We start from the raw sequence: 26,289 nt of genomic DNA, 5'->3' as shown, positions 1-26,289 counted from the left end.
CCAGCGCCAGCGCCCAGATGCCCAGTTGCGGCGCTTCGTCACGCAGTGCCGCCTGCCAGGATGCGCCCAGCAGGATGCGCCGCGGCGGGCGGCTGTCACGGGCGGGCAACAGGCCGAGGCCCACGTCGCGGGCTGCCAGCATCGGCAGTGCGGCCAGGATCAACACGACGGTCACACCCAGTGACAGAGCCAATGCGGGCAGGCTGGGTGCCGCGGGCGGTTTGAGTTCCTCGATCCAGCCCAGTGGCGTCACCCAGCGCAGCCAACCGATTCCATTGCCGGTGTCGGCTGGCACCCGAATAATGAACGCGGCCACCAGGATTCCAGTCGCGAACAGTCGCGCCGCCCGCACCGTGTTCACCAGTTGACTGGTCACCGCGGCGACCGCGGCGAACAGCAATGCGGGCAGCATCAACTGCACGCCCAGTTCCAGGCTGTTGGTGACAGCGAGCAGATGCTGAGGGACGCCGACGGCGACCAGCGACACCATCGTGACCGCGCCGATAGCGAGAGTTTCCAGGGTCGTCGCGGTCAAGGCGGCGGCATACCAGCGGTGCCGGGGTTGCGGTGCGGCCAGCGCCAATTCGCCTCGACCCGCGTCTTCTTCACCGCGCAGCGCGCCGGTCGTGATGATCACCGCCCACACCGCCATGATGATCCCGACGCTGGTCATCGACCGCCACGAGACCCAGCCGGTCGGGTCGGCAATGTCGTATGGATAGCCGTAGAGAGCGCGTAGCGCACCGTTGTTCACCAGCGGTGTGAGCGCGGCCGCGCGGGTGGCCTCGTTCGGGAACACCGAATGGTAGGCCTGCAACTGCACAGTCGTGAAGACACCCATCAGCACCGCCATCGACAGCAGTGACATCTTGTTGGCGCGCAGCCGGAAACGCGTCATCGTCCAGAAGGTGCGGGCCTCGCCGCTGTTCATCGCGGTGATCCGTCGTTGTAGTGGACGAGGAAGATCTCCTCGAGGCTGGGCTCGCGGCTGTCGAGGGTGGTGACGGGCATACCGTTCAGCACTGACAGCAGTGGTCCCATGTCGCCGCGCACCTGCAAGGCCAAATGGTGATCGGTGGCGTCGGCGACCTCGACTCCGTTCAGCTGCCGCAGCGGGGCCAGGTCGACCTGCCCGGTAAAGTTCACCTCGACCGTGCGCGCGGACAGGTGCCGCAGCTGTTCGAGGGTGCCTTCGTCGATGAGCTTTCCCGAGCGCAGGATTCCGACCCGATCGCACAGCGCCTCCACCTCACTGAGCACGTGCGAGGACAGGAAGACCGTCTGCCCGCGCTCGCGGGCCTCGGCGACGGTATCGCGAAAAGCAGCTTCCATCAACGGATCCAGTCCGGCGGTCGGCTCATCCATGATCAGCACGGCCGCTCGGGTCGCGAACGCCGCGACCAGTTGCACCTTCTGCCGGTTCCCCTTCGACAGTGCGCGAATCTTCTTGCTGCTGTCGAAGTCGAACCGGCGCACCAGCCGATCCCGGTATGCCACATCGCAGCCGCCACGCAGATTGGCCAGGTACTCCAGGGTCTCCGCACCGGTGAGCCCCGGCCACAGGGTGGGTTCGGAAGCGATGTACGCGCAACACCGGTGTACGGCGACCGGATCGGCCCAGGCGTCGCGCCCCGAGATGCGAACGTCTCCGGCGCTGGGACGGTGCAGGCCCAGCAGCAGCCGGATGGTGGTGGTCTTGCCCGCACCGTTGGGACCGAGGAACCCGAACACCTCACCGGCGGCGATGTCGAGATCGAGTCCGTCCAGCGCCAGGGTTTCCCCGTAACGCTTGGTCAGCCCGTGCGCCTCGATGACACCCATGGGACACCTCCGTGCAGTCGAACCGTGTGCCACTCGGTTATTGTCGGCCGCGCGACCCCCTCCGAGCCACCCGACAACCACCACGTGACGATCGGGCCATGAGCCTGACATTTCAGCCCCGTGGATCTCATGGGCAGTCCCGCACCGCTGCCAGAGCCAACCCATGCCTCCTCGTCTTCATGGTAGAACCGGCCACCCTGAATCGTTTCCGAGTCGGCACCGCTGAGCGGAACATCCGCCCAGCTCGACACTCGAGCTATCGCACATGTGCGGCTATGTGCGCTCTGCCGCGGACGTGACTTCGAAAGCGGGCTGGGACAAACCCGAAAACCGTTCCGGCCCGGCAGGTCCGGCGCTCGTCCTGCCGAAGGCCGAACAGGGCCTATGGCAGGGCACAAAGACCTCGGTCAACGCCGGATAGCGCGAGTACTGTCACCGATGAGTGCCTTCAAACCGAGAATCTCCGATTCAAGAAGATCTCATGACCGACATCCGGATCGGTACCGAAGCTCAGGCCGTCGATCGCAGCGGTGACGCAGCCACCGCCGACACCGGTGCGGCCGATCGCGGCCCGGCCCGGTTCGCCGAGGTGGACGCAATGGTCGACACGGCGAGTGCCGCGGCGAGGGCGTTTCGCGAACTCGATCAACAGCAGGTCGATGCGATCGTCGAGGCGATGGCCCGCGCCGGGATCAGGGCGGCGGCCGAGCTGGCGCGGGTGGCTATCGAGGAGACCGGTTTCGGCGTGTTCGAGGACAAGGTCGTCAAGAACTACGTCGCCACCGAGTTCCTCTACGACTATCTGCGCGACAAGAAGTCCGTGGGCGTCATCGAGGAGGACGTCGAGCGCAGCATCGTCCGCATCGCCGATCCGATCGGAGTGGTGTTGGCCATCACCCCGGTTACCAATCCGACGTCCACCGTGCTGTACAAGGCGATCGTGGCCGCCAAGACGCGCAACGCGATGCTCTTCCGGCCGTCGCCCGTCGCCGTGCGGTCGTGCGAACGCACTGTCGAGATCCTTCGGCGAGCGGGGGAGGCGGTGGGTTTACCCGCAGGCGCGTTGCAGGTGATTCCCGACGCCGCCCGTGAGGTGACCCACTATCTGTTCAGGCATCCGGGGGTCGACTTCATCTGGGTGACTGGCGGTCGCAAGGTCGTCGACCTGGCCAACGCGGCCGGAAAGCCCACGCTGAGTGTCGGTCCCGGCAACGCGCCCATCTACCTGCATCGCACGGCCGACATCAAGGCCGCCGTCGTCGATATTTTGATCTCGAAGACTTTCGACGCATCGGTGATCTGCCCCGCCGAGCAGACCTGCATCGTCGACGACGCGATCTATGACGCCACCGTCGCCGAATTCGAGCGGATGGGCGCGCACCTGCTCACCGAGGAGCAGTCCGATGCCCTCGCGGAATTCGCGTTCGGCTGCGGCGACACGGCCAACCTCGAGGCTCTCGGCCGCCAGGCACCCGACCTGGCCGCCCGGGCCGGATTCGGCGTGGACCCGTCGGTCAAGATCCTCCTCGCGCCGCTGCCGGCCGAACTCGACCGGCTCGACACGCATCCGCTGGTGCGCGAGAAGCTGATGCCGGTTCTCGGGCTCGTCCGCGCCCGCGACGTCCAGCACGCCATAGATGCCGCGGTCCTCGTCACCGAGCACGGCGGCCTCGGTCACACCTCCGCGATCTACGCCAATGACAAGGCTGTCGTTGACGCCTACAGCCTGGCCGTGCGCACCGGGCGGATCCTGGTCAACGCGCCCACCGCGGTCGGGGCCCTCGGCGGGATCTACAACAACCTCACCCCGACCTTCTCCCTCGGCTGCGGCACCTGGGGCGGTTCGAGCACCACCGAGAACGTCAACTACACACAGTTGCTCAACATCAAGACGGTATCGCATCGGCGCAGCCCGCCCCAGTGGTTCCGGGTCCCGTCGAATACGTTCTTCAATGCAGGGGCGCTCGAGAACCTGCGCGATCTCGACTGCGACAGCGTCGTCATCATCACCGACGCACCGAGCGAACAGCGCGGCGTGGTGGACGAATTCCGCGGCAAACTGCGCGCCCGGCACACCAAGATCTTCAGCGAGGTCGAGCCGGAGCCGGGCGAGGCCACCGTCCGGCGCGGCGTCGAGTTGCTCGAGGCATACCAGCCCGACGTGATCATCGCCGCGGGCGGCGGATCGGTGATCGACGCGGCCAAGGCGATCCGCCTGTTCTACGAGCACCCCGAGAAGGACCTGTCCGAACTCATTTTGCCGTTCCTCGATCCGCGCAAGCGCATGGCCGACTACCCCCAGGATCCGCACACGGTGCGGCTGGTGGCGGTTCCGACCACCGCGGGCACCGGATCGGAGGTCTCCCCCGCGGCGGTGCTGACCTTGGAAGACCGTAAGGAAACATTGGTCGACTATTCCCTGGTGCCCGATATGGCGATCGTGGATCCGCTGCTCACCGTCTCCATGCCGCAGACCCTGACCGCCGACACCGGTATCGACGCCCTCACCCACGCCCTCGAGGCCCTGGCCTCGGTCTTCGCCTCGCCCTATACCGATGCCTTCTGTGTGCAGGCGGCGCGGCTGATCTTCGAGGCGCTTCCCCGAGCCTACGACGATCCCCGGGATCTGCCCGCCCGCACCGATATGGCCAATGCCGCCACGCTGGCCGGCCTGGCGTTCTCCAATGCCTTCGTCGGCACCAACCATGCGCTCGCCCACACTGTCGGCGCCCGGTTCGCCATCGCCCACGGCCGTGCGAACGGCGTCTTCCTGCCGCACACCCTGCGCTACAACGCCGGCCTGCCGACGAAGTTCATGCCCGCTCCCGGCTACTCGGCCTATGTCGCCCCCGAGAAGTACGCCGAACTCGGGCGGATCGTCTTCGGCGGGCGCGAACCCGGAGAGAGCCGCCGCCGGCTCTTCCAGGGTGTGCAAGATCTGCTCGACCGGCTCGAGATGCCGCGCACACTCCGGGAAATCGATATTCCCGAGGACGAATTCCTCGCGGCCCTACCGGAATTGGCGATGACCGCATTCCAGGACCTGAGCAATCGCACCAATCCGCGGATGCCGCTGATCAGTGAGATCACCACCCTGCTTCGACTCGGCTACTACGGGGACGGTGACCATGCCGACCGATAGCGCCACCAGGACCGTACGGGTCCAGGCCCCGCTGGCGACCGTGCTCGCGACGATCCGCGATCTGAACAGCCAGCCGGAATGGATCCCCGAGATCCGCCGAGCAGAGGTGCTGGAGGTGGACGAGCGGACCGGACTGCCGGTGACCGCCCGGTTCACGGCATCCGCGCCGGTCGGCACCGACAGCTACACCCTCAGATACCGTCATCGTGACGACGGCATGAGTTGGTCCATGGTGCAGGGGCGGCTGCAGACCGGTCAGGAAGGCCGCTACCAGCTCGACGAAATCACTCCGGACACCACCTCCGTCACCTATCAGCTGACCATTCATCACAATCTGCCGCTGCCCGGCTTCATCCGCAGCCGAGTCATCAAAGGGCTGGTAGGCGGCACGCTGACCGGTTTGCAGCAGAGGGTCGAATCCTGACCGATTCCGCCGGGGCGCGATGGACCCGGAGGACAGTCCCCAGCAGGCCGCCTTCCCTCGCTTACGGCACCACCACCTGCAGCGAACCCCCGCGGGCAGACGCTGGTCGGCGATCTCGAAAGGGTCTGCACGAGGATCACCCGCGCGGGACTGTCGGGGGGTGTCTGCAGCCGGTTGGTCGGCCGGGCGGCGTGGCCGGAGGTCGGCCGAGGTTGGTCCCAATCAGCCTGCCGCGCAATAGAACCGCGGATGGGCCAGCGGTGGTGATCAGCCGCCTCAACCGTGTGATGAGCGCGCCCGACCACACGATGACCGCCGAACAGGCCCAGAGGAAGCTCGATTCTTCTCTGGAGTAACCGAGGCAGCTGCGGGACGGGCATGGCCGTTGCCTGGAGTTATAGTTGTGAATGGCAGCGAAATAGGCCGCCGTGGGTAACCCGCGATCGGTGACTGATGTCCTGTCTGGGCTGTTGAGCAGGGGTCTACGAGTCCCGCAGTTGGCGCCGTCGCCGAGTTCTTCGGCCGCGTTTCATGATCTGGTCAATGACATTTCGCATACGAGCTAACTCTCAGCCAGGAATGGAGGAGGAAGCGGTGATGGAGTCCTACGCCGGTGAGGGAGACCAGCTGGTGATGGCCCGCGGTGACTTCGACATGCTGCTGGAGGCGATTACCCGGCGAGGCTTCCGGCTCATTGGGCCGACCGCCCGCGACGGCGCCATCGTCTACGACGACATCTCTTCGTCAGACGACCTGCCGGCGGGGTGGACCGATGACCAGGACGGTGGGACATACCGCCTCCGCAGGCGTGGTGATGACGCGCTGTTCGGGTACAACGTCGGCCCGCAATCGTGGAAACGTAACCTGTTCCCGCCGTCCAGCCTGCTGTCGCGGGTCCGAAGCGACGATGGCGTGTCATTCGCAGCCGCGGGCACGGAGACGGAAACTCCGCTGGCTTTCATTGGTGTGCGGTCCTGCGATCTGCACGCGATCGGGATCCAGGACCGGATATTCCTTGGCGGCCAACATGTCGACCCGATCTACGCCGATCGCCGTGAGGGTGCGTTCATCGTTGCGGTGAACTGCGGCCAGGCAGGCGGGACATGTTTCTGCGTGTCGATGCAGGCCGGCCCACGGGCGGAGTCCGGTTTCGACCTGGCGCTCACGGAACTCCTCGACGACGACCAGCATGAGTTCCTGGTGGAAATCGGCACCGGACGCGGCGCCGAGGTCATGGCCGAGGTCACCTGCCGGGCCGCGCAGGCCGTGGATACCGAGACGGCTGGCCAGATCATCGATCGCACCGCCGCGTCCATGGGCCGACAGATGGACACCGGTGGGATCAAGGAGTTGCTGTACGCGAATTTCGAGCATCCCCGCTGGGATGAGGTGGCCGGACGGTGTCTGGCGTGCGGGAACTGCACCATGGTGTGCCCGACGTGTTTCTGCTTCAGCGTCGAGAACGTCACCGATCTGACCGGGACTCGAGCGGAGCTGCACCGGTCCTGGGATTCCTGTTTCACCATGGACCACTCCTACCTGCACGGCGGCTCGGTGCGGGTCTCCAACCGCTCCCGCTACCGGCAATGGATGACGCACAAGCTCGCGACCTGGATCGACCAGTTCGACACCTCGGGGTGCATCGGCTGCGGGCGCTGCATCACCTGGTGCCCGGTCGGCATCGACATCACCGAAGAGGTCGCCGCGATCCGAGCGGACGATGGGGCGGTCGTGGGCGGACCACCTGTGCAGGAGGCAGAGACCGGTGACGCTTGAACCGCTGCTGCGCGAGCATCCGTTTTTGGCGGGTCTGGCACCGGAATATCTGGCCCTGCTCGCCGGATGTGCCCGGAACATCCGGTTCGGTGAGGGTACCTTCCTGTTCCGTGAAGGCTCGCCCGCCGGCCAGTGTTTCCTGATCCGCGAAGGCAAGATGGCGCTGGAGATCGCCGCACCCGGCCGAGGGCCGAGCATTATCGAGACCTTGGGGCCTGGTGAGGTAGCCGGGTTCTCATGGCTCATGGAGCCGCAATGGTGGGAGTTCGACGGCCGGGCTGTCGAGCCCGGGCGCGCCATCGTGCTGGACGGTGCCTGCCTGCGCGGTAAGTGCACTGCGGATCCGCGGCTGGGCTTCGAGCTGATGCAGGTATTCGCTCGCCTGGCCGTCCGACGGCTGCAAGCGACACGACTGCGGCTACTGGATGTGTACGGGAACGCCAGTGCACCCGCTGGCTGATCGGACAGCGCCGGTGTCCCATCCCTGGACTGAAACCGCGTCCTGGCGGGTGACCGGCACGCGGCGGGAATCGGCCGACACTTTCACGCTCGAGCTCGAGCCGCCACAGGGACACACGTTCGTGTTCCGGCCGGGCCAGTTCAATATGCTCGGCGCATTCGGCACTGGCGAGGTACCGATTTCCATCAGCGGCGACCCCGCCGCGTGCGGACCGGTACTGCATACCGTCCGCGACGTCGGGATGGCCACCCGTGCGCTGTGCGCCCTGCAACCGGGCGACCGCGTCGGTCTGCGTGGGCCGTATGGCACCGGCTGGCCGCTGCAGGAGGCCGAGGGCGCAGACGTCCTGGTCATTGCGGGCGGGATCGGGCTTCCTCCACTGCGCTCGGCGATGTATCACATACTCGCTCACCGCGACCGCTACCAGCGGGTCGCGCTGCTCTACGGTGCCCGCACCCCGACAGATCTGCTGTTCACCGACGAATTGGACCGCTGGCGCAGCCAGTTCGACATCGACGTGCGGGTCACTGTGGACGCGGCGGCAGGCGACTGGCGCGGCGAGGTCGGTGTCGTGCCGGACCTGATCGCCACGACGCGGTTTCAACCGGCAACCGCGACGGCGTTCATGGTCGGTCCGGAAATCATGATGCGGTTCACCGTCCGCACGCTCGAGTCAGCCGGCGTGCCCGCTGACCGGATCTTCCTGTCGATGGAACGCAACATGCAGTGCGCAGTTGCCCTGTGCGGGCACTGCCAGTTCGGCCCGTTCCTGATATGCCGCGACGGCCCAGTGCTCTGCTACCGGGTACTGGCCCAGTGGCTGCGCTTACGGGAGGTGTGATGACCAGTCCAGACGACACACGGCCGATGCCACGCAGACCGACACAGGCGGTATGGAAGTTCGCATCCTGCGATGGCTGCCAGCTCACCCTGCTCGACTGCGAGGACGAACTCTTGCAGATTGCCGAGTCGTTCCAGATCGCGTACTTTCCCGAAGCGTCCCGAGGGATGGTCGAGGGTCCCTATGACCTCTCGCTGGTCGAGGGATCGATCACCACTCCGGCCGACGCACAGCGGATCCGCGAGGTGCGTGCGGCGTCTCGGCATCTGGTCACGATCGGCGCGTGCGCCACCGCGGGAGGCATTCAGGCGCTACGGAACTTCCGCGACGTGGAGGAATTCCGCCGCATCGTCTACGCCCGCCCCGACTACATCGACACGCTGGCGAACTCCACCGCGATCGCCGACCATGTGCCCGTCGACTTCGAACTGCAGGGCTGCCCCATCGACCGAGGGCAACTTCTCGACGTGATGGCAGCGTTCCTGCACGACCGCAGGCCCAACGTCCGCGCACACAGCGTGTGCATCGAGTGCAAGCGGGCTGGGATCACCTGCGTGATGGTCGCGCACGGCACGCCCTGCCTGGGCCCCGTGACCCACGCCGGCTGCGGTGCGCTGTGCCCTTCATACACACGCGGATGCTACGGCTGCTTCGGGCCGATGGAGGCACCCAACACCGCCGCTCTCGCGTCCTGGTTGCAAAAACTCGGTGTGGACCACCCCGATCTGCTCCGAGTCTTCCGGACCTTCAATGCCAACGCCGCCGCGTTCCGCGCAGAGTCCGAATCCCATGACCGACAGTAGGCTGCCCACAGCAGCCGGTCAGCTGGCCGGGCGGGCCGGCAGCGATTTCCCGACATCCCCAACCCGTACTGTCATGCCCTGCACGCGCTCGAGCGGCTGGACCTGGGCGACGTCCGGCTGCGCCGTGTGTCACGACAACGCCGCGGGGCCTCTTCGCGCTCGGCCGGACACCGTTGCACCGGCGTCGAGTAGGAGGCGTCGGGACCTATGGCACGCGGCGTGTCGACCTGTGCCCCTGTGGAGCGGGCGCACGGCACGCGACCATCGAATTCATGCTGCGGTGGCGAGATTTCCTCGATAAATTCCGCCCGGCGGGCGCGCCCGGAGCGGCGGGACCGCACGGGGTGCCCGCTGATCGGGCTGCCGAAGCGGCTGCGGAGCTCACGCCGCTGCTGCGTCGGCTCGATACCGTTCAGGACGCGGCCGATCGGCTGCGGGCCGAGGCCGAGCGCCAGGCCGAGCGCATTCGCGCCGACGGTCTCGCCGAGGCCCGATCCATCGTCGAAACCGCAAGCGCCGCAGCCGAATCCGTATCGGATGCGGCCATGGCCGCGGCGCTGGCGCGGGCCGCCGCCGACGCGCCGGATGACGCGACGGTGGCCGTCGCGGCACTGCGCACGCGCGCGGACGAGCGTCTGCCCGAATACGTTCAGCGGGTCGTGGCCCGCGCCCGCGCCGACCTGGATGCGCTGTCCGCGCCCGATCGAACGGCAGCGCCGTGAACGCGCTCTGGGTGGCGGGCAATGTGCGCGCGACCGGGATGCTGGTGCGACGCCTCGACGCCGCGGCCGTGCACGAAATCGCCGCCTCGGGGTCGCTGCCGGCCGCGCAACGACGGCTGGCCGAGAGCTCCTACGGCCGCCGTGTCCGGGTCGGCGCCACGCTGATCGAGACCGAGCACGCCATCGGCGCGGAAACCGTGTGGCGGCTGCGGGTCCTGGCCGGATGGCAGCCGCGCACCGGGGTCACTGTGATCCGCTTGCTGGCCGGGGCCTTCGAGGTCGCCGATATCGCCGCACTCGCCGCCACACTCGCCGGGGCCGCACCGCGCCCGCCCTACGAGCTCGGCGCGCTCACCACGGCGTGGGGCCGGGTGCGTGACCGGCGATCGCCGCACGAACTGCGCGCGGCGCTCGCCCGGACCGCCTGGGGCGACCCAGGCGCGGACGACGTCTCCGATATCGCCGACGGTGTGGCGGTCGGCTGGGCGACCCGCGTGGCGAGCACCGTTCCCGACGCCGAGCGCTGGGCGATGGGCGCGCTGGCGCTGCTGACGGCCCGGCGTCACCTGCTGGACGGCCGCCCCTTCCCCGAACCGACCGCACGGCGGCTGACGCGGCTGCTCGGGCCCGCCGCCGCGACCAGCCGTGAGCTGACCGCCCTCCGGACTACCCTGCCCGCGTCGGCGCGCTGGGCGCTCGATGGCGTGGAACACCCCGAGGACCTGTGGCGCGCGGAGTTCCGCTGGTGGCGGCGACTCGAGCAGGACGGGCGAGAACTGGTGCGCGAGCGTCGATTCGGCGCGTCCACGTTGGTGGGCACCGTGGCGCTGCTGGCCGCGGATGCCTGGCGGGTGCGGGCCGCGCTGCAGGTCGCGGCGGGCGAGACGCCGGCCGGGGAGGACTTCGATGAACTTGCAGGATGACCTCGGACCCGTCCGCATGCGCCGCGTCGCTTTGATAGCGCCCTCGGATGCGGTGCGCGCCATGCTGATCGAGATCTCGGCCGCCGGGGTCGTCCAACTCGACGATCCCGCCACGGGCACCCCGGCCGGAGCCGGTGCCGATACCGCCGAGCTGGATACGCGAGACGCTGACGCGGTGCGCCGGCGCGGAGTGGCCGCACTGGCCGGGTGGTGCCCGGAACCCGAATTGGCCGGGCTCACCACACGATTGACGGCGCTCGGGGCCGGGGTAGTCCCGCTGCCGACCCCGCCCGGCATCGACCCGCCGACGCTGCTGACGGTACAGCGGCCGCTGCGCAAGGCATTCGCGCCCCTGGTGGGCGTGTACGGGGTGCTGCCGTACCGCGATCTCGACCCGACCGTTCCGGCCGGGATCGCCTACGTGGTCATGTTCGGCATGATGTTCGGCGACGCCGGGCACGGGCTGCTGCTGCTGGCCGCCGCGGCGGTGCTGGCCAGCGGGCGGGTGCGGCGGGTGGTCCGGGCACGGCCGCTGTGGCCGTTCGTCGCCGGTGCGGGATTGACCGCGACCCTGTTCGGTCTGCTCTACGGAGAATTCTTCGGCCCCACCGGCGTTCTGCCGGTGGTGTGGCTGAGCCCGCTGGAGGCGCCGCTGCCCCTGCTGGGCGCGGGTGTCGCGGTGGGCGCGGCGCTGCTGGCGCTGGCGCATGCGGGGGGCGCGGTGAATCGCTGGCGCGAGGGTGGTCTGCGCCTGGCGCTCTATTCCGCCACCGGAATCGCGGGCGCGGCACTGTTTCTCGGGCTCGCGCTGGTCACGGCCGGTGCGCTCGGCCGCTCGACGGTGCTCACGGGCGCGGGTATCGGGGTGGCCGTGGTCGGCGTGATCCTCTCGGTGGCAGGGACTTTCACCGAATCCGGCGGCGGTGCGGTCGGCGCGGCCGCGGCCGGGATCGGTGTGTTCGACCTGCTGGTGCGCTTGGGCTCGAACCTGGTGTCCTTCGCCCGCCTGGCCGCGTTCGGCATGACGCACGCGGCTCTGGGCTGGGTGGTCTGGTCGGGCACTGTCGCGGCGGCCTGGTCCGGGAGGGCCGGTCCGGTCCTGGCGGTCGTGGTGTTCGTGCTCGGCAACGCGGCTGCCTTCGCGCTGGAGGCGCTGGTGGCGGGCGTGCAGGCGCTGCGACTCGAGTTCTACGAGCTGTTCTCCCATTTGTTCACCGGTGCGGGGAAGCCCTTCGTGCCGTGGCGAATCCGAATCGAGAACCCGGAGGGTTCATCATGCTGACCTTGATCCTTTTCGTGCTCTCGGCCGCGCCCGCGGCCGCCGATCCGCTCGCGGCCAGCGGTGGCGGGTCGGGCGGCAACTGGGCCGCGCTGCTCGGGGCCGCTATCGCCGTCGCCGCCTCGTCGCTGGCCGCGGCCATCGCGGTCGCCTACACCGGTGCCGCCGCTCTGGCCGCCGTCAGTGAACGGCCCGAACTGTTCGGCCGCGCCATGGTGATCGTCGGTCTGGCCGAGGGCATCGCCATCTATGGCCTGGTGGTGGCGGTCCTGCTGATCGGGAAGGCCTGAGATGGGCACGGTGGTGGTACTCGGTGAGGCGAGTCAGGTATCCGGCTATTGCCTGGCCGGGGCGACGGTGCTGGCGGCAGAGGACGCCGAGGCGGCGCGAAAGGCATGGGCGAGCCTGGATTCCGAGGTCGCGGTCGTGCTCATGAGTGCGAGGGCGTCCGGGTTCCTCGCCGCCGAACTCGCCGACACCCGCCTGCTGACCGCGGTGATGCCGTCGTGAGTGAACTCGCCTGCACGACAGCGCCGTCCACCGGGCCCGCCGCCCGCCGGGGCGAGGCGGACACCGAGGCGGCGCTGCGCCCGGTCGGCACGGAATTGCTCCGGCGCGCCGTCGCGGACGCCGACGCCATCGTGGCGACGGCGCGGGCGGCAGCGCGGGCGGCGGTCACTGACGCACAGGAGCAGGCCGCGGCCATCACCGAGCGGGCCCGCGCGGCCGGAGTCGCCCGCGCCGCCACGCACCGGGCCGCGGAGCAGTGGCGCCTGCGCCGCGAAGAGCGGGCGGCGCTACTCGCGGCCCAGCGCGACGTGTACGACCGGTGGCGGTGCCAGGGCGCAGCCGCCGTGCTCCGGCTGAGCGTCGAACCGGACTGGCCGCATCTGCGAGACCTCCTGCGCGCCAAGGCCATCCAGCTGCTCGGCCCGGAGGCCGAGATCGTGGCGGATCCGGCCGGGGGATTCGTCGCGCGGTCCGGGGGGCGCCGTCTGGACCTGCGGCTGAGTACCATCGCCGCCCGTGCGCTCGACACGGTCGAACCCGAATTGACGGGACTGTGGACATGAGCGCGACATCGGTGCGGACCCGGATCAGCCGCGTGGCCGGACCGCTGGTCGAGGTGGACGCCTTCCCCGGGATGGCCATGAACGACCTCATGGCGCTCGGGCCGCAGGCGGTGCCCGGGGAGATCGTGGCGATCGGCGAGCAGCACGCCGCCGTACAGGCATACGAGTACACCGGCGGCCTGGGTCCGGGCGATCCCGCCACGCCGACGCACCGGCCGCTGTCGGCGCACCTGGATCCCGGTCTACTCGGCGGCGTCTTCGACGGGCTGCTGCGGCCCCTCGCAACCGCGGGCGTGTGGCTGGATCCCGGTGCCGCACCGGGAATCGACGGGCGGCGCTGGAGTTTCCGTCCCGTCGTGGCGGCCGGGGACGTCGTCGAACCGGGGACCGTCCTGGGTGTGGTGACAGACGCGGGCCCGCTCGAGTACCGGATCCTTGTCCCGCCCGACGCCGGCGGCCGGGTCGAAACCCTCGCGGCCGCCGGTGTTTACGGCCAGCACGATACCGTGGCCACCGTCAGCGGCACACCGGTCGGTTTGACCGCCTATTGGCCGGTGCGGACGCCGCGGCCGTGCCGCAACCGCTCGACCGCCGCCGAACCCCTGCACACCGGCCAGCGTGCGGTGGATCTGCTGTTCCCGGTGCTGCGCGGTGGCAGTGTCAGCGTGCCAGGCGGTTTCGGCACCGGCAAGACCATGCTGTTGCAGCAGCTCGCGAAATGGTGCGACGCCGACGTGATCGTCTACGTGGGTTGCGGGGAGCGCGGCAACGAAATGGCCGAGATCGTGGCCGAATTGACCGCCCAGACCGATCCGCGCACCGGTGGGCTGCTCGGAGATCGCACGGTCATCATCGCCAATACCTCCAATATGCCGATGATGGCACGGGAGGCCAGCGTGTACACCGGTGTCACGGTGGCCGAGCATTTCCGCGATATGGGCTATCACGTGGTGCTGGTGGCGGATTCGACCTCACGGTGGGCGGAAGCCTTGCGCGAGTTCGCCTCTCGCACCGGGACGCTGCCCGCCGAGGAGGGCTACCCGGCCGATCTGGCCTCGGCGCTGGCCGCCTTCTACGAGCGGGCGGGGGCGGTGACCACGCTGGGCGGCGAGTCAGGGTCGGTCACGATCGTGGGCGCGGTGTCGCCGCCCGGCGGTGATGTCTCCGAACCCGTCACCACCCACACCGAGCGGTTCGTCCGCTGCCGATGGTCGCTGGACCGCGAACTCGCCTACGCCCGGCACTATCCCGCTGTCTCCTGGTCCGCGTCGTTCTCCCGCGACGCCGAGATAGTGGCCGCGAGTTACGCCGCCGCGGGCGATCCGGACTGGGGCGAGCGGCGCGAACGCATAGTCGGGCTGCTGGCCGAATCCGACCGGCTCAGCGCGCTCACCGAACTGGTCGGCACCGCCTCCCTACCCGCCGATCAGCGCATGATGGTGCTGGCCGGGCGACTGCTGCGCGAGGCGATACTGCAGCAGAACGCCCTGTCCGACAATGACGCCCGCTGCTCGATGGCCAAGACCACCGCCCTGGTCGACGCCGTGCTGACCGTGGTGGGCCGCTGCCGTGAACTCGTCGCCGCCGGCGTCGCTCCTGAGCGGATCGAGAGCCTGGACTTCGGCCCGCTGGTGCGCGCCCGGGAAGCGTCCGGGCCCGACGACACGGGTGCGGCCGGGCAGTTGCGCGACCGCATGCTGGCGCGGCTGGGGGAACTGTCGTGAACACCGCGTCACAGTGGATGCGCTACACCGACATTCGTGAAGTGCACGGCCCGCTGCTGGTGGTGGCCGGTGTCGAGGGCGTCGGCTGGGACGAGTCGGTGCGCATCCGATTCGACGACGGCACGATTCGCAACGGCCTGGTCCTGGAGGTCGACGGTGATCTCGCGGTGGTGCAGGTGCTGGAGGGCACCGCCGCCGTGGATCCCGCCGCCACCGCGCTCGAATTCACCGGCGGCCCGGTGCGTATCGCGGTCGGCGAGGGCTGGCTCGGCCGGGTGTGCAACGGCCGCGGCGTACCGCTGGACGGCGGCCCGCCGGTGCCCGGCCGACTCGAACCCATCACCGGGTCGCCGCTGAATCCGGTGCGCCGGGATCCGCCCGCCGACCCGGTACTCACCGGGGTGTCGGTGGTCGACGTGCTCGCCACCCTGGTACGCGGGCAGAAGCTGCCGGTGTTCTCGATGCCCGGTCTGCCGCATCTGCGGCTGGCGTGTCAGATCGCCGCGCAGGCCACCGCGGGCGGGGAACCGTTCTGCGTCGTCTTCGCCGGTATGGGTCTGACCCACGCCGACGCCGCCTATGCCCGCGACGCGCTCGAAGAGCGTTCCGCGGCGGGTGAACTCGTGTTGCTGCTCAACCTGGCCGATGATCCGGTCATCGAGCGGCTGCTCAGCCCGCGCCTGGCGCTGACCATCGCCGAGCACCTCGCCTTCGAGAGCGGACGGCATGTGCTGGTGGTGCTGACCGATATGACCAATTACGCCGACGCCCTGCGTGAGGTGTCGGCCGCTCGCGGCGAATTTCCCGGCCGCCGTGCCTATCCGGGCTATCTGTACAGCGACCTCGCCTCGCTCTACGAGCGCTGCGGCCGGATCATCGGGCAGCCCGGTTCGGTGACCATCCTGCCGGTGCTGACCATGCCGGGCGGCGATATCACCCACCCGGTGCCCGATCTGACCGGCTATATCACCGAGGGCCAGCTGATCCTGTCGGCCGAGCAGCACGCGCGCGGGGTCTATCCGCCCGTCGATGTGCTGTCCTCCCTCTCGCGCCTGATGCGCAATGGCGCGGGGCCGCACCGGACCCGGGCCGATCATCTGCCGCTGGCCGCACAGCTGCTGGCCGTGCTCGCCCGTGCCCGCCAGTCGCGGGAGCTGGCCGAGCTGATCGGACCGGACGCGCTCGGCGATCTCGATCGCGCCCATCTCGAAGTCGAGGAGGCGTTCGCGGCCGAGCTGATGCGGCAGGGCTTCGATGAGTCGCGCCCGCTGGAGGATTCGCTCGATCGCGCCTGGCGGGTGCTGGCCCGGCTGCCGCGCGGCGCGCTGACCATGCTGCCCGACGAGCTGCTCGATGCCCATGGGCTCGCCGCCGAGCCGGAGTGAAGGACGGTGTCGACCATGCGTATCCCCCCGGGAAGAGCCGGTCGCCAATGGTTGCGGGAGCGACTGGCCGTCGCCGAACGCGGTGCGGCACTGCTGGATCGCAAGCTCGTCGTCCTCGACGAGGCCGCCGCGCGACTGACCGGGCTGTGCGACGAAGCCCGTCACGACTGGGAGTCCGCCCACCGCGAGGCGGTGCGAAGGCACGCGCGCGCGGCCCTGCTCGGGGGCCGTAGTTCCCTCGAGCTGGCCGCCGCGCCCCCGGCCCGGGTCGAGGTGTCGACCACGGTGCTGGCCGGGGTCCGGTACCCGGATCAGGCGGATTGCCTACTGCCACAGGACTTCCGGGACGCCGTCACCGGCAGCGCCGCGCTGGTCGCGGCCCGGACCGCGCACTGTGAGGCGCTGGCCGCCGGAGTCCGCTACGCGGCGGCCGCCGCCGCGGTCCGGGCCATCGACCGCGAAATACTCGCGACCCGGATCCGGGTGCGCGGTCTGCGCCACCGCCGCATCCCCGCGCTGCGAACCGCCGCGGCGGCATTGGAATTCGCGCTCGAGGAGCAGGAGCGCGCCGACCGCGTACGCCTGGGCCGCGCCCTCGGTGGTCGTCCTACCTGACGAATCCGTCGGTAGTCGGGTCAGTTCCGGCGTCGGTCTCGCCGGCGTAGAAGATAACGGCGTATTTCGTCGGCTCTACACACGACGAGCGGAACGGGCAGCAGCAACGCCGGGTCGGTGGCAGGGAGGGGGGTCGTACCCAGCAGCGACCGCTCGAGCGCCGGGTTCGCCGTGATGCCCGAGGGGCTGCTGCCGGTCATATCCATGGCCGGAGGCGACGCTCCTCGACACCGATCAGTCGACGACCGAACCCTCATCGACGCGCTGCGCGCCTGGGAACGTGGACCGAAGCGGTCTTAGGTCCCCTGGACGGACGACCACTGGACCTCCCGCCGTGCGCGGACATCGAAGATGCTGGAGGGGAGCAAGGTCGCAGAGGGACTCGGTGGGTCGCTCATGAGAAAGGCTGGTCGTTCGAATGATCACCAATATTCTCGCCGTGGCCGCTTGGGCCTTCCCGGCGCCACTGTGGTGGGCGGCCCGAGGGCCCGCCGAGCCCGCCGGTGGCCTGGCGCGCCCGACACGGCGCCGTCACGGCCGGTCCGGCGTCTGCTTCGCCGCGCCGACGTCGGAGAACGGCGATGCCCGCTTCGCCGAATTCGCGGATCGGGGTGTCACGTGGCCCACCTCCAGACTCGTGTGGCCCGCGCTCTCGACGGAGAACGCCCTGCTGTCCGAACTGCTCGCGGGCCGGCTACCGGCCGACCGCTACCGCGAGCGGATCGCCGAGCTCGCCCGGCGTTGTGAGTCGACACAGCCGATTTCCGGCGACGACTAGGAGCACTGCCATGAGGCACATGCGAGTTCACGACGTCAACGAGCTCACCGACGACGACGACACGCATCTGCCCCGCCGCCCCCCTGAAAATGTCGGAATCCTGCAGGGATTCACCGGACACCGGCCCAACTCGAGGAGATGACCATGACCAAAGAGACCGTTCTCGTCGCCTACGGCTCGAAACGCGGCGGCACCGCGGAAATCGCCGAGTGGATCGGCGCATCGCTGCGCGCGGACCATATCTCGGTCGCGGTGAAACCGGCGCGGGAGGTGCACTCGCTGAGCGGGTTCGGGGCCGTAGTGCTCGGCGGCGCATTGTATTCCGGTCGCTGGCATCGGGATTCGCGCCACTTCGCCCGCAGGTTCACCCGGCAGCTGCGTGAGCACCCGGTGTGGCTGTTCGCCAGCGGCCCGCTGGACGACTCGACCGACGCCGGCACGGACGGAAAGGCATTCGGCGCGAGAGCGGTTCACCGAACCGCCGACCGGCTCGGCGCGCGCGGCACCGCGATCTTCGGCGGCCGCCTCGAGCGCACGGCCACCGGATTCCCCGCCTCGGCCATGGCCAAGAGCAGCGCCGGGGACTTCCGCAACCGCGCTCGGATCGAGGCGTGGGCCAAGGACATCGCCACCCGGCTCGGCTGAGCCGCACACGGATCGGGAGACGACAGTGAGCAGACAGGTCAGCGCACCACCCCCGCCGGATCGGCCGACACCGAAAACCACACCGCCCTCATCGCAATCGCCGTGGCAGAGGTGGCTGGTCCCGATCGCCGCCGTGCTCATCGCGATCGTCGTGTCGATTTTCGTGCCCGTACCGCGGACGACGACTCCCGCCTCGGTCGGCCTGGACTACAGCCAGTTCCTGACCGACGTCGACGCCCACCAGGTCAAGACCATCACCATCCAGACCTCCGGCCAAGCTTCGGGGACCCTGACCAACGGGCACGACTACTCCACCATGATTCCCGCCCAGGCCGGATCGGCGCTGCTGGACCGGTTGGAGAAGTCCGGCGTCGCCGTCACGGCCGCGCCGCCGCCGACCAACAAGACCTCGGTGTGGTCCCAGATCGTGATGTGGGCGCTGATCCTCGGGCCGTTCGTGTTGCTGTTCTGGTGGATTCAGCGCATGGGACGCGGCGCCGCGGGCCCGTTGGGGAGCGCCATGGGGGTGGGCAAATCCAAGGCGAAGGTGTTCGATACCGAACGGCCGGGGACCACCTTCGACGAGGTCGCCGGATACACCGGAGCCAAGGCAGAGATCACCGAGGTCGTCGATTTCCTGCGCGCACCGGAGCGCTATCGACGCGCGGGCGCGGTGGCGCCGCGCGGGGTCTTGATGATCGGTCCGCCCGGCACCGGCAAGACATTGCTGGCGCGTGCGGTGGCGGGTGAAGCGGGAGTCCCGTTCCTGTCGGTCGCCGGCTCGAGTTTCGTGGAAATGTTCGTGGGAGTCGGTGCGGCCCGGGTTCGGGATCTGTTCGCCGAAGCGCGTAAACGGGCCCCGGCGATCGTGTTCGTCGACGAGATCGACGCTATCGGCTCGCGCCGCGGCGGGTCCTCGGCGATGGTGTCGAACGACGAACGTGAGCAGACGCTGAACCAATTGCTCTCGGAGATGGACGGATTCGACCCGGCCGTGGGCATCGTGGTGCTGGCCGCCACCAACCGGCCCGAGGTGCTCGATCCGGCGCTGCTACGGCCGGGACGTTTCGACCGGCAGGTCACCATCCCGCTGCCGACCCTCGCCGAACGCGCGGCGATCCTGGCGGTGCATTGCCGCGGCAAGCACCTCGGGCCGGATACGGACATGCAGGTGGTGGCCCGGGGTACCCCCGGTTTCTCCGGAGCAGACCTGGCCAACCTCGCCAACGAGGCGGCGATCTGCGCGGTCCGCGACGACCGGGACACGATCCGCGCCGCGGACTTCGACGCGGCTCGCGACCGGATCCTGCTCGGCCGTCGCGAGGGTTCCAATGTCCTGCTCCCCGAGGAGAAATACGCCGTGGCCGTCCACGAGAGCGGGCACGCCCTGGTCGCCGCGCTGTCGCCGCACGCCGATCCGGTCGCCAAGGTCACCATCTTGCCCGCCGGGCAGACCCTGGGCACCACCGAACAACTGCCCTTGGTCGAACGCCACCTCTACGCCGAGAACTACCTCACCGACACCCTCGCCGTGCGGCTCGGCGGCCGAGCCGCCGAACTGGTCGTGTTCGGCCAGGGCTCGACCGGGGCGGCCAACGACCTCGCCCAGGCCACCGACCTGGCCGGCAAAATGGTTCGGGAATTCGGTCTTTCGGCCGCGCTCGGCCCGGTCGGTTACCCCCGCGGCGGATCGGTGTTCCTCGGCGGGGGCGGCTCGGAACTGTCCAGTCGCCCGTTCGCCGAAGCCACCCAGGCGACCATCGACGCCGAGGTATCGCGTCTGCTGCGTGAGGCCGAGCACCGCGCCGTCGATCTCGTCGAATCCCACCGCGACGCGCTGCAACGACTGGTCACACTGCTGCTCGACCACGAAACCGTCGACGGCGCAGACGTTTACCCGCTGATCGGCGTGGACGTACCGGCCGAGCACCCCGGCACTGTCCCGGCGACCGTCATCGGACCGCGCGCCGGTGCACTCACCGCCCCGGCCCACGCGGACAACGGCCGGCCGAGCGCAATCGAATGAGCCCACGCTAGTTCGTGGCGTGATGGGGGGTTCGTTGGATTCTCGGCATGCCAGCGGCGCGCACGACACGGACCGCACCATCGAGATTCACCCGCACATGGCGGACCTATCGACCAGCGCCTCACCGTATGCCTCTGGCATCACAACTCCAGGTCGAGCACACCCTCTCGCAACGCACTACATCACGAAGTGATGCTGAAGTACCAAGGCGGCTTCGGTTTCCGGGATCGTCGCCTATCCACAGGTGGGGTCGTCGGTGGGCAGATGTCCGCCGGCGAAGAAGGAGATCAGGGCGGCCTGGACACAGGTATCGCTGAAATCGACTCCGTGACCGGTGTTTTCGACTGTCACCATCGCGGCCCGCGTGCCCAGGGCCGTCAGGGTTTGGCGGGCACCGGAATACGGAGTCGACGGGTCGAAGCGGTTCTGCAGCAGCAGGATATCGGCCGGGCCGTTGTCGCCGATCCGGACCGGTTCCTGTTTCGGCGGGTAGTGCCAGTAGTTGCAGACCCAGGGGCTGCCGCCGAAGCCGTTGCCGATGGGGTACTTCGCCTTGTCCGCGGCGACGGCACCGGGGAACTGGCCGGTATCGGGTTGCCAGTGCACGTCGTCGCACATGACGGCGTATTGGGCGGACAGGAAGTTGTCGGGGATCTCGGTCGGCAGCGCGGCCGAATTCGACGCCGCGCCGGTGCTCGCCGGTGCCGTCTCGCCGTTCGCAATTCGGAACGCGTTGGCCACTAAGGGATAGAGCTTCTCGTTCTGCTCGCACTCGTAGACGAGGATGCGTAGTCGGTTGCCATCCAGGACGCGGCCGTTCCCGAATCGGATCGGCGTGTGGTCGAGTCGTTCGGTGGTCCGGTAGTAGGAGTCCTCGACCTGGGATTCGTCGGTGCCGAGGTGCAGTGTGGCGTCCGCGGCCGCCAGCCACCGCGCCAGCGCGGGGAAGGCATCCTGGGCTCCTCGGCTGAACATGTCGCGCGCCGAGGTCTGCATGCCCAGCGGGTTGACGACGCTGTCGAGCACCACCCGGTCGGTGCGCGACGGGAACAGGGTCGCGTACACCGCGCCGAGGTAGGTGCCGTACGAGGTGCCCAGATACGACAGCGTGGGTGCGCGAAGCGCTGCCCGGAACCGGTCGATATCCCGCGCGACATTGGCCGTGGTGATGTCGCGCAGGTAGTCACCCGCATTGCGGGCGCACGTGTCGGCGACCCGTTTCGCATAGGCGATATTCGCGTCCACCGTGCCATCCGGCGCGGGAAACGGCACCCCCGCCACGGCTGCCGCGCGATCGGCGTCGTTCAGCCCGCAATGCACCGGCGTGCTGTTCCCGATGCCTCGGTCATCGAGGCCGACCAGGTCGTAGGTATCGGTTATCGCGGCAGGCAACTGGCCGCGCATGACACCCGGCTGATCCAACCCCGGCATGCCCGGCCCTCCCGGCGACACGAGCAGAAAACCCTTTCGCGCACCGGGCTTCGCCGTTGCGATCCGCGACACCGTCACCGTGATGGTGCCCCTGCCCGCCGCCGAATAGTCACGCGGTACCGTCAAGGTCGCGCACTGTTGCGCCGGATCACGCTGTGCGGCAACGCCTTCGGCATTCGGCGTCCCCGGCGGGCAGGCACTCCAGTGCAACTCCTCAGGCCCGCTCGCACCCGGCGTGCGTGCGGTGCACCCCGCCGCGACGAGCACGGCCGCCGACACCGCGCCGATGAGCCGGATCCGGCGAAATTCCATCCCACACCTCCGATGACTGTCGATCAACCCGGAATCGAAGTCTGCCGATCTCGCTCGCCGACCGGCTCCATCCGAGGGTGGGGCAAGGGTGGAAACGGTTCCGGCACATCAGCCCTGGCGGGCGGCCGATGCGATGCCGACGGCCGTGATGAGCAACCCGAGCCACATGCACAGGCGTGTGGGTTGATGGAGCAGAGGTGCGGCCCCCACCACGGTCAAGGGCGGGACCAGGAGACGATACGGGTTGGATTCGTCTCGTTGATCCGAGGCAAAATCGTGTCCCGCTACGGCCGAGGCAGCCCTCGCGGTGGCTCTGTTCGGTAGCGACCGAGGAAGGTGGCGACTGCCTCTCGGGCGACGAGCGAAAGGTCGTCGTCGTGAATCCGGTCGCCACACAACGAAAGCCGGTTGAGCGGTGCGCCGATCGCCAGCCACACGAACTGCTCGGCCGCGATGCGCGGGTGTTCGAGGCGCAACTCGCCGCGCTCGGTGAGCTCGGCGAGCACCTCGGCAAGTGTGTTGATATTGCGGTCCCAGCTCCGGGCGACATAGTCCCGAGCGACGTCGGGAAAGGATGCCGCCTGGGCGGCGACCAAGGTGCGCATCTGCATCACCCCGGCACTGAGGATTCCCGCCTGCAGCACAGTGGCCAGCCGATAGAGGCCCTCGACGAGATCGGTCGAGTCCAGCAGGGCGAGGGCGTGCGGGCGCAACGCGTCGTGCCCCCGATCCACCCAGTCGCGGACCACAGCCGCGAAGAGCAGGTCCTTGGATCGGTAGGTCCGGTACAGCGTCTGCTTGGACACGCCCGAATGCGCCGCAACGGCGTCCATGGTCGCTCTATCGAACCCATGTGTGACGAACTCGTTTCGAGCGATGCTCAACAACTCCGCACCACTACTTCCTCGGGGACGGCCCCGTCCGCGCGTACTCGACATGACGACATTTTAGTACTTGACAGTTCAAAAATGCATGAATACTGTACGAATAGGTACTAAAATAGAGGAGTTCGGATGCTCGTCGTCGGAATCGCGGTAGCCGCGTTGGCGGCATTTGTAGCCAGTTCCGTCTACTACACAGTCGTCACTCCGCTGGAGCGGCGGGTGCTCGGCGCCGCGGCATTGGATCGTGGCGGACGGCCCGCACCCTGGAAAGTGGTATGCGAACTGCTGCGGACAGTTGTCCTGGCGGGCGTGTTCCATTGGGTCGCAGCTCGCTCGGGCATGCAGTCGGTATCCGGAGGTCTGCTGCTCGCGGTCATGCTGTGGATCGGCCTGCCAGTCATCCTGCTGACCGGGTCGATCATGTGGGAGCGTGTCGCGCCTGTCACTGCCGGCATGCACGCAGGTGACTGGCTGCTCAAACTGGCGTTGCTGGGGGCTGTCCTCGGCCTCATCCATTGACGCCTGATCGAGCGCGGAAAGGACAGACCATGACGGCAACACCCCACAGGCAAGGCCCTCTCGATGTCGAGTTCAGCGCGGTTCTGCAGCGCAGCCCCGCCCCGGGCGGCTGGACATATGTCGTCATGCCCGGCTCGGCGGAATACTTCGGCACCCGCAGCTCGGTAAAAGTACGCGGCACCATGGACGGCAAACCGTTCCGCAGCTCATTCATGGCGCTCGGCGACGGAACCCACAAGCTGCCGGTGAAGGCGGATCTCCTTCGGGCCCTGGGCAAGTCGCCTGGCGATACCATCACGGTCCGACTCGATGAACGGACCGCCTGACCGTGACGCCCACCCTCTGCCGTCAGTGATCGCGGGTCCGTTCCACGGCAGGAGCGGGTCAGCGTAGATTCGCCACGTTCTCGGTCCCGCCGATGGCCGTACAGACATCGGCTCTCGAAGCCGCTGCACTACTGACCAACACGTCATCACCCAGCAGCAGCCCCCGACGCCAACGGCGCGGGCCCGGTGGCTCTCATGCAGGCCACCCTCATGGCAATGTCGTCCTCCTCATCGGTGCTCGTTCCGGCGGGGCCGGATCCGCCTATCCCGAACCCGACGCCGCGGACCTGCTCACCCTCGGCAACGGCCTGGTCCTCGAGCAACTGGCCCTGCCCGTCGACAATTTCGAGTCCACCCACCTGCGCTCGGCCATCGCCCGGTCCCCTCCGAGCGGGCGTAACCGGGGCGGCTCGATCAGATCCCGCCCGGTCGCTCACGACGGGCTACCTTCTGGTTCCCGATCCGCCGCAACCGCTTCCCAGAGGAAATGCACGCCACGCCGGACGTCGGCAGCACTCGAGCGCTGTGGCTGATACCCGCCAGCGACGGCCCGGTGGCACAGACAGGATGAGGAGGCGAGCCGGAACGGGCCGGCGGTTCGAATGGCATCAGGCTCGCCGATCGAACGGCCGCCGTCACCGTTCGGCCATGCCGCCCATCCGTGAATTCTCCTCGTGCGGAGGATCATTCGATCTTCGGAGTGAAACTGTGCCAAAACTGGAACTCGGGGCTCGGTGGGGCCTGGCCGCAATGCTCAGCATGTCGTTCATGTACCAGGCCGACGCCACGATCGTGAATGTGGCGCTGCCGTCGATTCGCGACGATCTGGGCGCCTCCAGCGCGCAACTGGAGTTGGTCATCGGCGGATATCTGCTGGCCTCTGCGACCTTGCTGATCCTCGGGGCCAGGCTCGGGCATCTCGCTGGCTATCGGCGTGTCTTCCTAGCCGGTGTCGCGCTCTTCGGCCTCGCGTCGCTGTTGTGCGGGCTGGCCCCCAATCCCCTTGCGCTGATCGCGATGCGAGTGCTCCAGGGCATCGGTGGCGCGCTCGCGGTACCCCAAGTGATGACGGGCATCCAGCTGCAGTTCGCGCCGGGTCCGGAACGCACCCGCGCACTGGGGTCGCAGGCCATCGCGCTCTCGGGAGGGGCGGTGGCCGGGCAGCTGCTCGGCGGGATGCTGGGCTCGTTCAATCTCTTCGGCTTGCACTGGCGACCGATATTTCTCATCAACGTGCCGATCGCGGTGGCGGTCATCGGGATCGGCCTGCTCGCGATACCCGGCGCCCAAACCACCGAGCGCACCCAGCGGCTCGACGTGCCGGGAGCCACGGTCCTGTCGGCAGCCGTCCTGACGCTCGTGCTGCCACTCACGGTGGGACGCGATGCCGGATGGCCACTGTGGACGTGGTTGTGCCTGGCCGCGAGCGCCGGATTCTTCGCGGTCTTCCTCGCGGTGGAATCGCGCCGGACCCGCCGCGGCGGCTCGCCGTTGTTCGACATGTCGGTGGTCACCCGGCCCTCGATCGCCTGGGGTCTGCTGTCCCAATCCCTCATGACGGCAACGTATTACGCACTGCTGTTCACCCTCGCGCAGTATCTCCAGCACGGTCTCGGCCGCAGCGCGTTGTTCTCCGGTCTCATCCTGATTCCATGGGTCGTCGCCTTCGGCGTGCCCGGCCGATTGCTGTCGCACGTCCCCGGCGACCGTCAGCGGATGGTGCCCCACCTCGGCTGCCTGGTCGTGGTACTCGCCTATCTCGGACTGAGTGCGATGCTGTTCGCCGACAGCCGATCTCCCGGACTGATGGTGGTGCTGCTCGCCGTCGGCGGGCTGGGGCTCGGCGCCAGCTACAGCGGCATGGTCGTGCATCTCACCACCACCGCGACACCCCGGCACGCTGCGGATATCAGCGGCGTGTTCATGACCAGCCTGCAGATCGCGGGCGCGATCGGCGTCGCCGCGTTCGGCGCGTTCTACCTGAACCTCACAACTCGGCACACCACCGATCCGAGCCGCCAATTCGCGTTCGTCTGTGTGACATTCGCGGTCACCGCCCTGCTGGGAGCGGCAGCGGCCCGATTTGCGACACGCGCCCGAACGGCGGGCGCGGCTCCGGTAGCCCGTTCAGCACAGACCGAATCGGTTCGATGAGTTCGCCCGTCCCGGGTGCTTCGCGCCGAAGCACCCGGGACGGAGTGCATTACCGGGGCGGATTCCAGCTCAGCACCGGATCCGGATTGCGCAGCAGCGCGCTGCTCGTCGACAGCCGGATCGCGGTGTCGCACACCAGTGTTGCCGCCGGAGGACAGCTGGGCGACGGTGCCGATGATTCGTGAGCGCCACACGAAGGACTGAGTCCGCTTGCGGCGCAACCGAT

General features: G+C 68.7%; 25 protein-coding genes and 1 pseudogene. 22 read left to right on the top strand and 4 right to left on the bottom strand.

The window, feature by feature from the left end; genetic code table 11:
- Positions 1 to 931, bottom strand: a pseudogene (locus ACIRRA_RS37375) (hypothetical protein); the annotation flags it as partial.
- Positions 928 to 1,821 carry an ATP-binding cassette domain-containing protein gene (locus tag ACIRRA_RS37370; protein ID WP_402778304.1) on the bottom strand — a complete coding sequence of 298 codons (894 nt, stop codon included), beginning with the start codon at positions 1,819 to 1,821 and terminating at the stop codon, positions 928 to 930. The gene ACIRRA_RS37370 and the pseudogene ACIRRA_RS37375, both read right to left, overlap by 4 nt.
- Positions 1,822 to 2,302: 481 nt before the next feature.
- Between ACIRRA_RS37370 and adhE the strand changes: the two genes are divergently transcribed.
- The 18 genes from adhE (at position 2,303) to ftsH (ending at position 20,437) form a co-directional block, all read left to right on the top strand.
- A complete protein-coding gene (gene adhE / locus ACIRRA_RS37365) occupies positions 2,303 to 4,963 on the top strand; it encodes a bifunctional acetaldehyde-CoA/alcohol dehydrogenase (RefSeq protein ID WP_402778301.1) in 2,661 nt (886 codons plus the stop codon).
- Positions 4,950 to 5,387, top strand: a complete 438-nt coding sequence (locus ACIRRA_RS37360) for an SRPBCC family protein (RefSeq protein WP_402778298.1) — start codon at positions 4,950 to 4,952, stop codon at positions 5,385 to 5,387. Before adhE ends, ACIRRA_RS37360 begins: the two co-directional genes overlap by 14 nt.
- Positions 5,388 to 5,984: 597 nt before the next feature.
- Positions 5,985 to 7,163 carry a 4Fe-4S dicluster domain-containing protein gene (locus ACIRRA_RS37355; RefSeq protein WP_402778320.1) on the top strand — a complete coding sequence of 393 codons (1,179 nt, stop codon included), beginning with the start codon at positions 5,985 to 5,987 and terminating at the stop codon, positions 7,161 to 7,163.
- Positions 7,153 to 7,623: a cyclic nucleotide-binding domain-containing protein gene (locus tag ACIRRA_RS37350; protein ID WP_402778295.1), complete on the top strand. Its 471-nt coding sequence runs from the start codon at positions 7,153 to 7,155 to the stop codon at positions 7,621 to 7,623. Before ACIRRA_RS37355 ends, ACIRRA_RS37350 begins: the two co-directional genes overlap by 11 nt.
- A gap of 13 nt (positions 7,624 to 7,636) precedes the next feature.
- Positions 7,637 to 8,464: an FAD/NAD(P)-binding protein gene (locus ACIRRA_RS37345; RefSeq protein ID WP_402778292.1), complete on the top strand. Its 828-nt coding sequence runs from the start codon at positions 7,637 to 7,639 to the stop codon at positions 8,462 to 8,464.
- Between the two features lie 26 nt (positions 8,465 to 8,490).
- Positions 8,491 to 9,267: an oxidoreductase gene (locus ACIRRA_RS37340; RefSeq protein ID WP_402778289.1), complete on the top strand. Its 777-nt coding sequence runs from the start codon at positions 8,491 to 8,493 to the stop codon at positions 9,265 to 9,267.
- A 272-nt stretch (positions 9,268 to 9,539) separates the two neighbouring features.
- Positions 9,540 to 9,989 carry a hypothetical protein gene (locus tag ACIRRA_RS37335; protein WP_402778286.1) on the top strand — a complete coding sequence of 150 codons (450 nt, stop codon included), beginning with the start codon at positions 9,540 to 9,542 and terminating at the stop codon, positions 9,987 to 9,989.
- Complete coding sequence (locus tag ACIRRA_RS37330; RefSeq protein ID WP_402778283.1) at positions 9,986 to 10,912, top strand: hypothetical protein; 927 nt, start codon at positions 9,986 to 9,988, stop codon at positions 10,910 to 10,912. The genes ACIRRA_RS37335 and ACIRRA_RS37330 overlap by 4 nt, the downstream gene beginning before the upstream one ends.
- On the top strand, positions 10,896 to 12,194 hold the full coding sequence (locus ACIRRA_RS37325) for a V-type ATPase 116kDa subunit family protein (RefSeq protein WP_402778280.1): 1,299 nt from the start codon (positions 10,896 to 10,898) through the stop codon (positions 12,192 to 12,194). Before ACIRRA_RS37330 ends, ACIRRA_RS37325 begins: the two co-directional genes overlap by 17 nt.
- Entirely contained in the window at positions 12,188 to 12,481 is a 294-nt protein-coding gene (locus ACIRRA_RS37320; RefSeq protein WP_402778277.1) for an ATP synthase subunit C, read from the top strand. The genes ACIRRA_RS37325 and ACIRRA_RS37320 overlap by 7 nt, the downstream gene beginning before the upstream one ends.
- A gap of 1 nt (position 12,482) precedes the next feature.
- On the top strand, positions 12,483 to 12,701 hold the full coding sequence (locus tag ACIRRA_RS37315) for a hypothetical protein (protein ID WP_402778275.1): 219 nt from the start codon (positions 12,483 to 12,485) through the stop codon (positions 12,699 to 12,701).
- Positions 12,698 to 13,264: a hypothetical protein gene (locus tag ACIRRA_RS37310; protein ID WP_402778273.1), complete on the top strand. Its 567-nt coding sequence runs from the start codon at positions 12,698 to 12,700 to the stop codon at positions 13,262 to 13,264. Before ACIRRA_RS37315 ends, ACIRRA_RS37310 begins: the two co-directional genes overlap by 4 nt.
- Positions 13,261 to 14,988, top strand: coding sequence for a V-type ATP synthase subunit A (locus tag ACIRRA_RS37305; protein WP_402778270.1), 1,728 nt, complete (start codon positions 13,261 to 13,263; stop codon positions 14,986 to 14,988). Before ACIRRA_RS37310 ends, ACIRRA_RS37305 begins: the two co-directional genes overlap by 4 nt.
- Positions 14,985 to 16,373: a V-type ATP synthase subunit B gene (locus ACIRRA_RS37300; protein ID WP_402778268.1), complete on the top strand. Its 1,389-nt coding sequence runs from the start codon at positions 14,985 to 14,987 to the stop codon at positions 16,371 to 16,373. Before ACIRRA_RS37305 ends, ACIRRA_RS37300 begins: the two co-directional genes overlap by 4 nt.
- A 15-nt stretch (positions 16,374 to 16,388) precedes the next feature.
- Positions 16,389 to 16,988 carry a V-type ATP synthase subunit D gene (locus tag ACIRRA_RS37295; RefSeq protein WP_402778265.1) on the top strand — a complete coding sequence of 200 codons (600 nt, stop codon included), beginning with the start codon at positions 16,389 to 16,391 and terminating at the stop codon, positions 16,986 to 16,988.
- A 418-nt stretch (positions 16,989 to 17,406) separates the two neighbouring features.
- On the top strand, positions 17,407 to 17,766 hold the full coding sequence (locus ACIRRA_RS37290; protein WP_402778262.1) for a hypothetical protein: 360 nt from the start codon (positions 17,407 to 17,409) through the stop codon (positions 17,764 to 17,766).
- Between the two features lie 144 nt (positions 17,767 to 17,910).
- Positions 17,911 to 18,411 carry a flavodoxin domain-containing protein gene (locus ACIRRA_RS37285; RefSeq protein WP_402778259.1) on the top strand — a complete coding sequence of 167 codons (501 nt, stop codon included), beginning with the start codon at positions 17,911 to 17,913 and terminating at the stop codon, positions 18,409 to 18,411.
- Positions 18,412 to 18,436: 25 nt separating this feature from the next.
- Positions 18,437 to 20,437, top strand: coding sequence for an ATP-dependent zinc metalloprotease FtsH (ftsH, locus tag ACIRRA_RS37280; RefSeq protein WP_402778256.1), 2,001 nt, complete (start codon positions 18,437 to 18,439; stop codon positions 20,435 to 20,437).
- 234 nt (positions 20,438 to 20,671) lie between these two features.
- On the opposite strand, the gene ACIRRA_RS37275 is transcribed toward ftsH, so the two are convergent.
- Positions 20,672 to 22,180, bottom strand: a complete 1,509-nt coding sequence (locus tag ACIRRA_RS37275; protein ID WP_402778253.1) for an alpha/beta hydrolase — start codon at positions 22,178 to 22,180, stop codon at positions 20,672 to 20,674.
- A gap of 284 nt (positions 22,181 to 22,464) precedes the next feature.
- Positions 22,465 to 23,118: a TetR/AcrR family transcriptional regulator gene (locus ACIRRA_RS37270; protein ID WP_402778250.1), complete on the bottom strand. Its 654-nt coding sequence runs from the start codon at positions 23,116 to 23,118 to the stop codon at positions 22,465 to 22,467.
- A 75-nt stretch (positions 23,119 to 23,193) separates the two neighbouring features.
- On the opposite strand from ACIRRA_RS37270, the gene ACIRRA_RS37265 reads away from it, so the two are divergent.
- The 4 genes from ACIRRA_RS37265 (at position 23,194) to ACIRRA_RS37250 (ending at position 26,248) form a co-directional block, all read left to right on the top strand.
- Positions 23,194 to 23,583, top strand: a complete 390-nt coding sequence (locus ACIRRA_RS37265) for a DUF1761 domain-containing protein (protein WP_402778247.1) — start codon at positions 23,194 to 23,196, stop codon at positions 23,581 to 23,583.
- Positions 23,584 to 23,612: 29 nt separating this feature from the next.
- Entirely contained in the window at positions 23,613 to 23,909 is a 297-nt protein-coding gene (locus ACIRRA_RS37260) for a DUF1905 domain-containing protein (protein ID WP_402778244.1), read from the top strand.
- Between the two features lie 708 nt (positions 23,910 to 24,617).
- Positions 24,618 to 26,063: an MFS transporter gene (locus ACIRRA_RS37255; RefSeq protein WP_402778242.1), complete on the top strand. Its 1,446-nt coding sequence runs from the start codon at positions 24,618 to 24,620 to the stop codon at positions 26,061 to 26,063.
- The gene (locus ACIRRA_RS37250; protein ID WP_402778239.1) at positions 26,060 to 26,248 is read left to right on the top strand and encodes a hypothetical protein; all 189 of its coding nucleotides are present in this window, start codon (positions 26,060 to 26,062) and stop codon (positions 26,246 to 26,248) included. Before ACIRRA_RS37255 ends, ACIRRA_RS37250 begins: the two co-directional genes overlap by 4 nt.
- The last annotated feature ends 41 nt before the right edge of the window (positions 26,249 to 26,289 follow it).

The organism is Nocardia sp. NPDC101769 (assembly GCF_044766925.1).
Lineage (GTDB): Bacteria > Actinomycetota > Actinomycetes > Mycobacteriales > Mycobacteriaceae > Nocardia.
The sequence above is the reverse complement of the archived record's forward strand: the minus strand, read 5'-3'. Positions and strand labels throughout refer to the sequence as shown.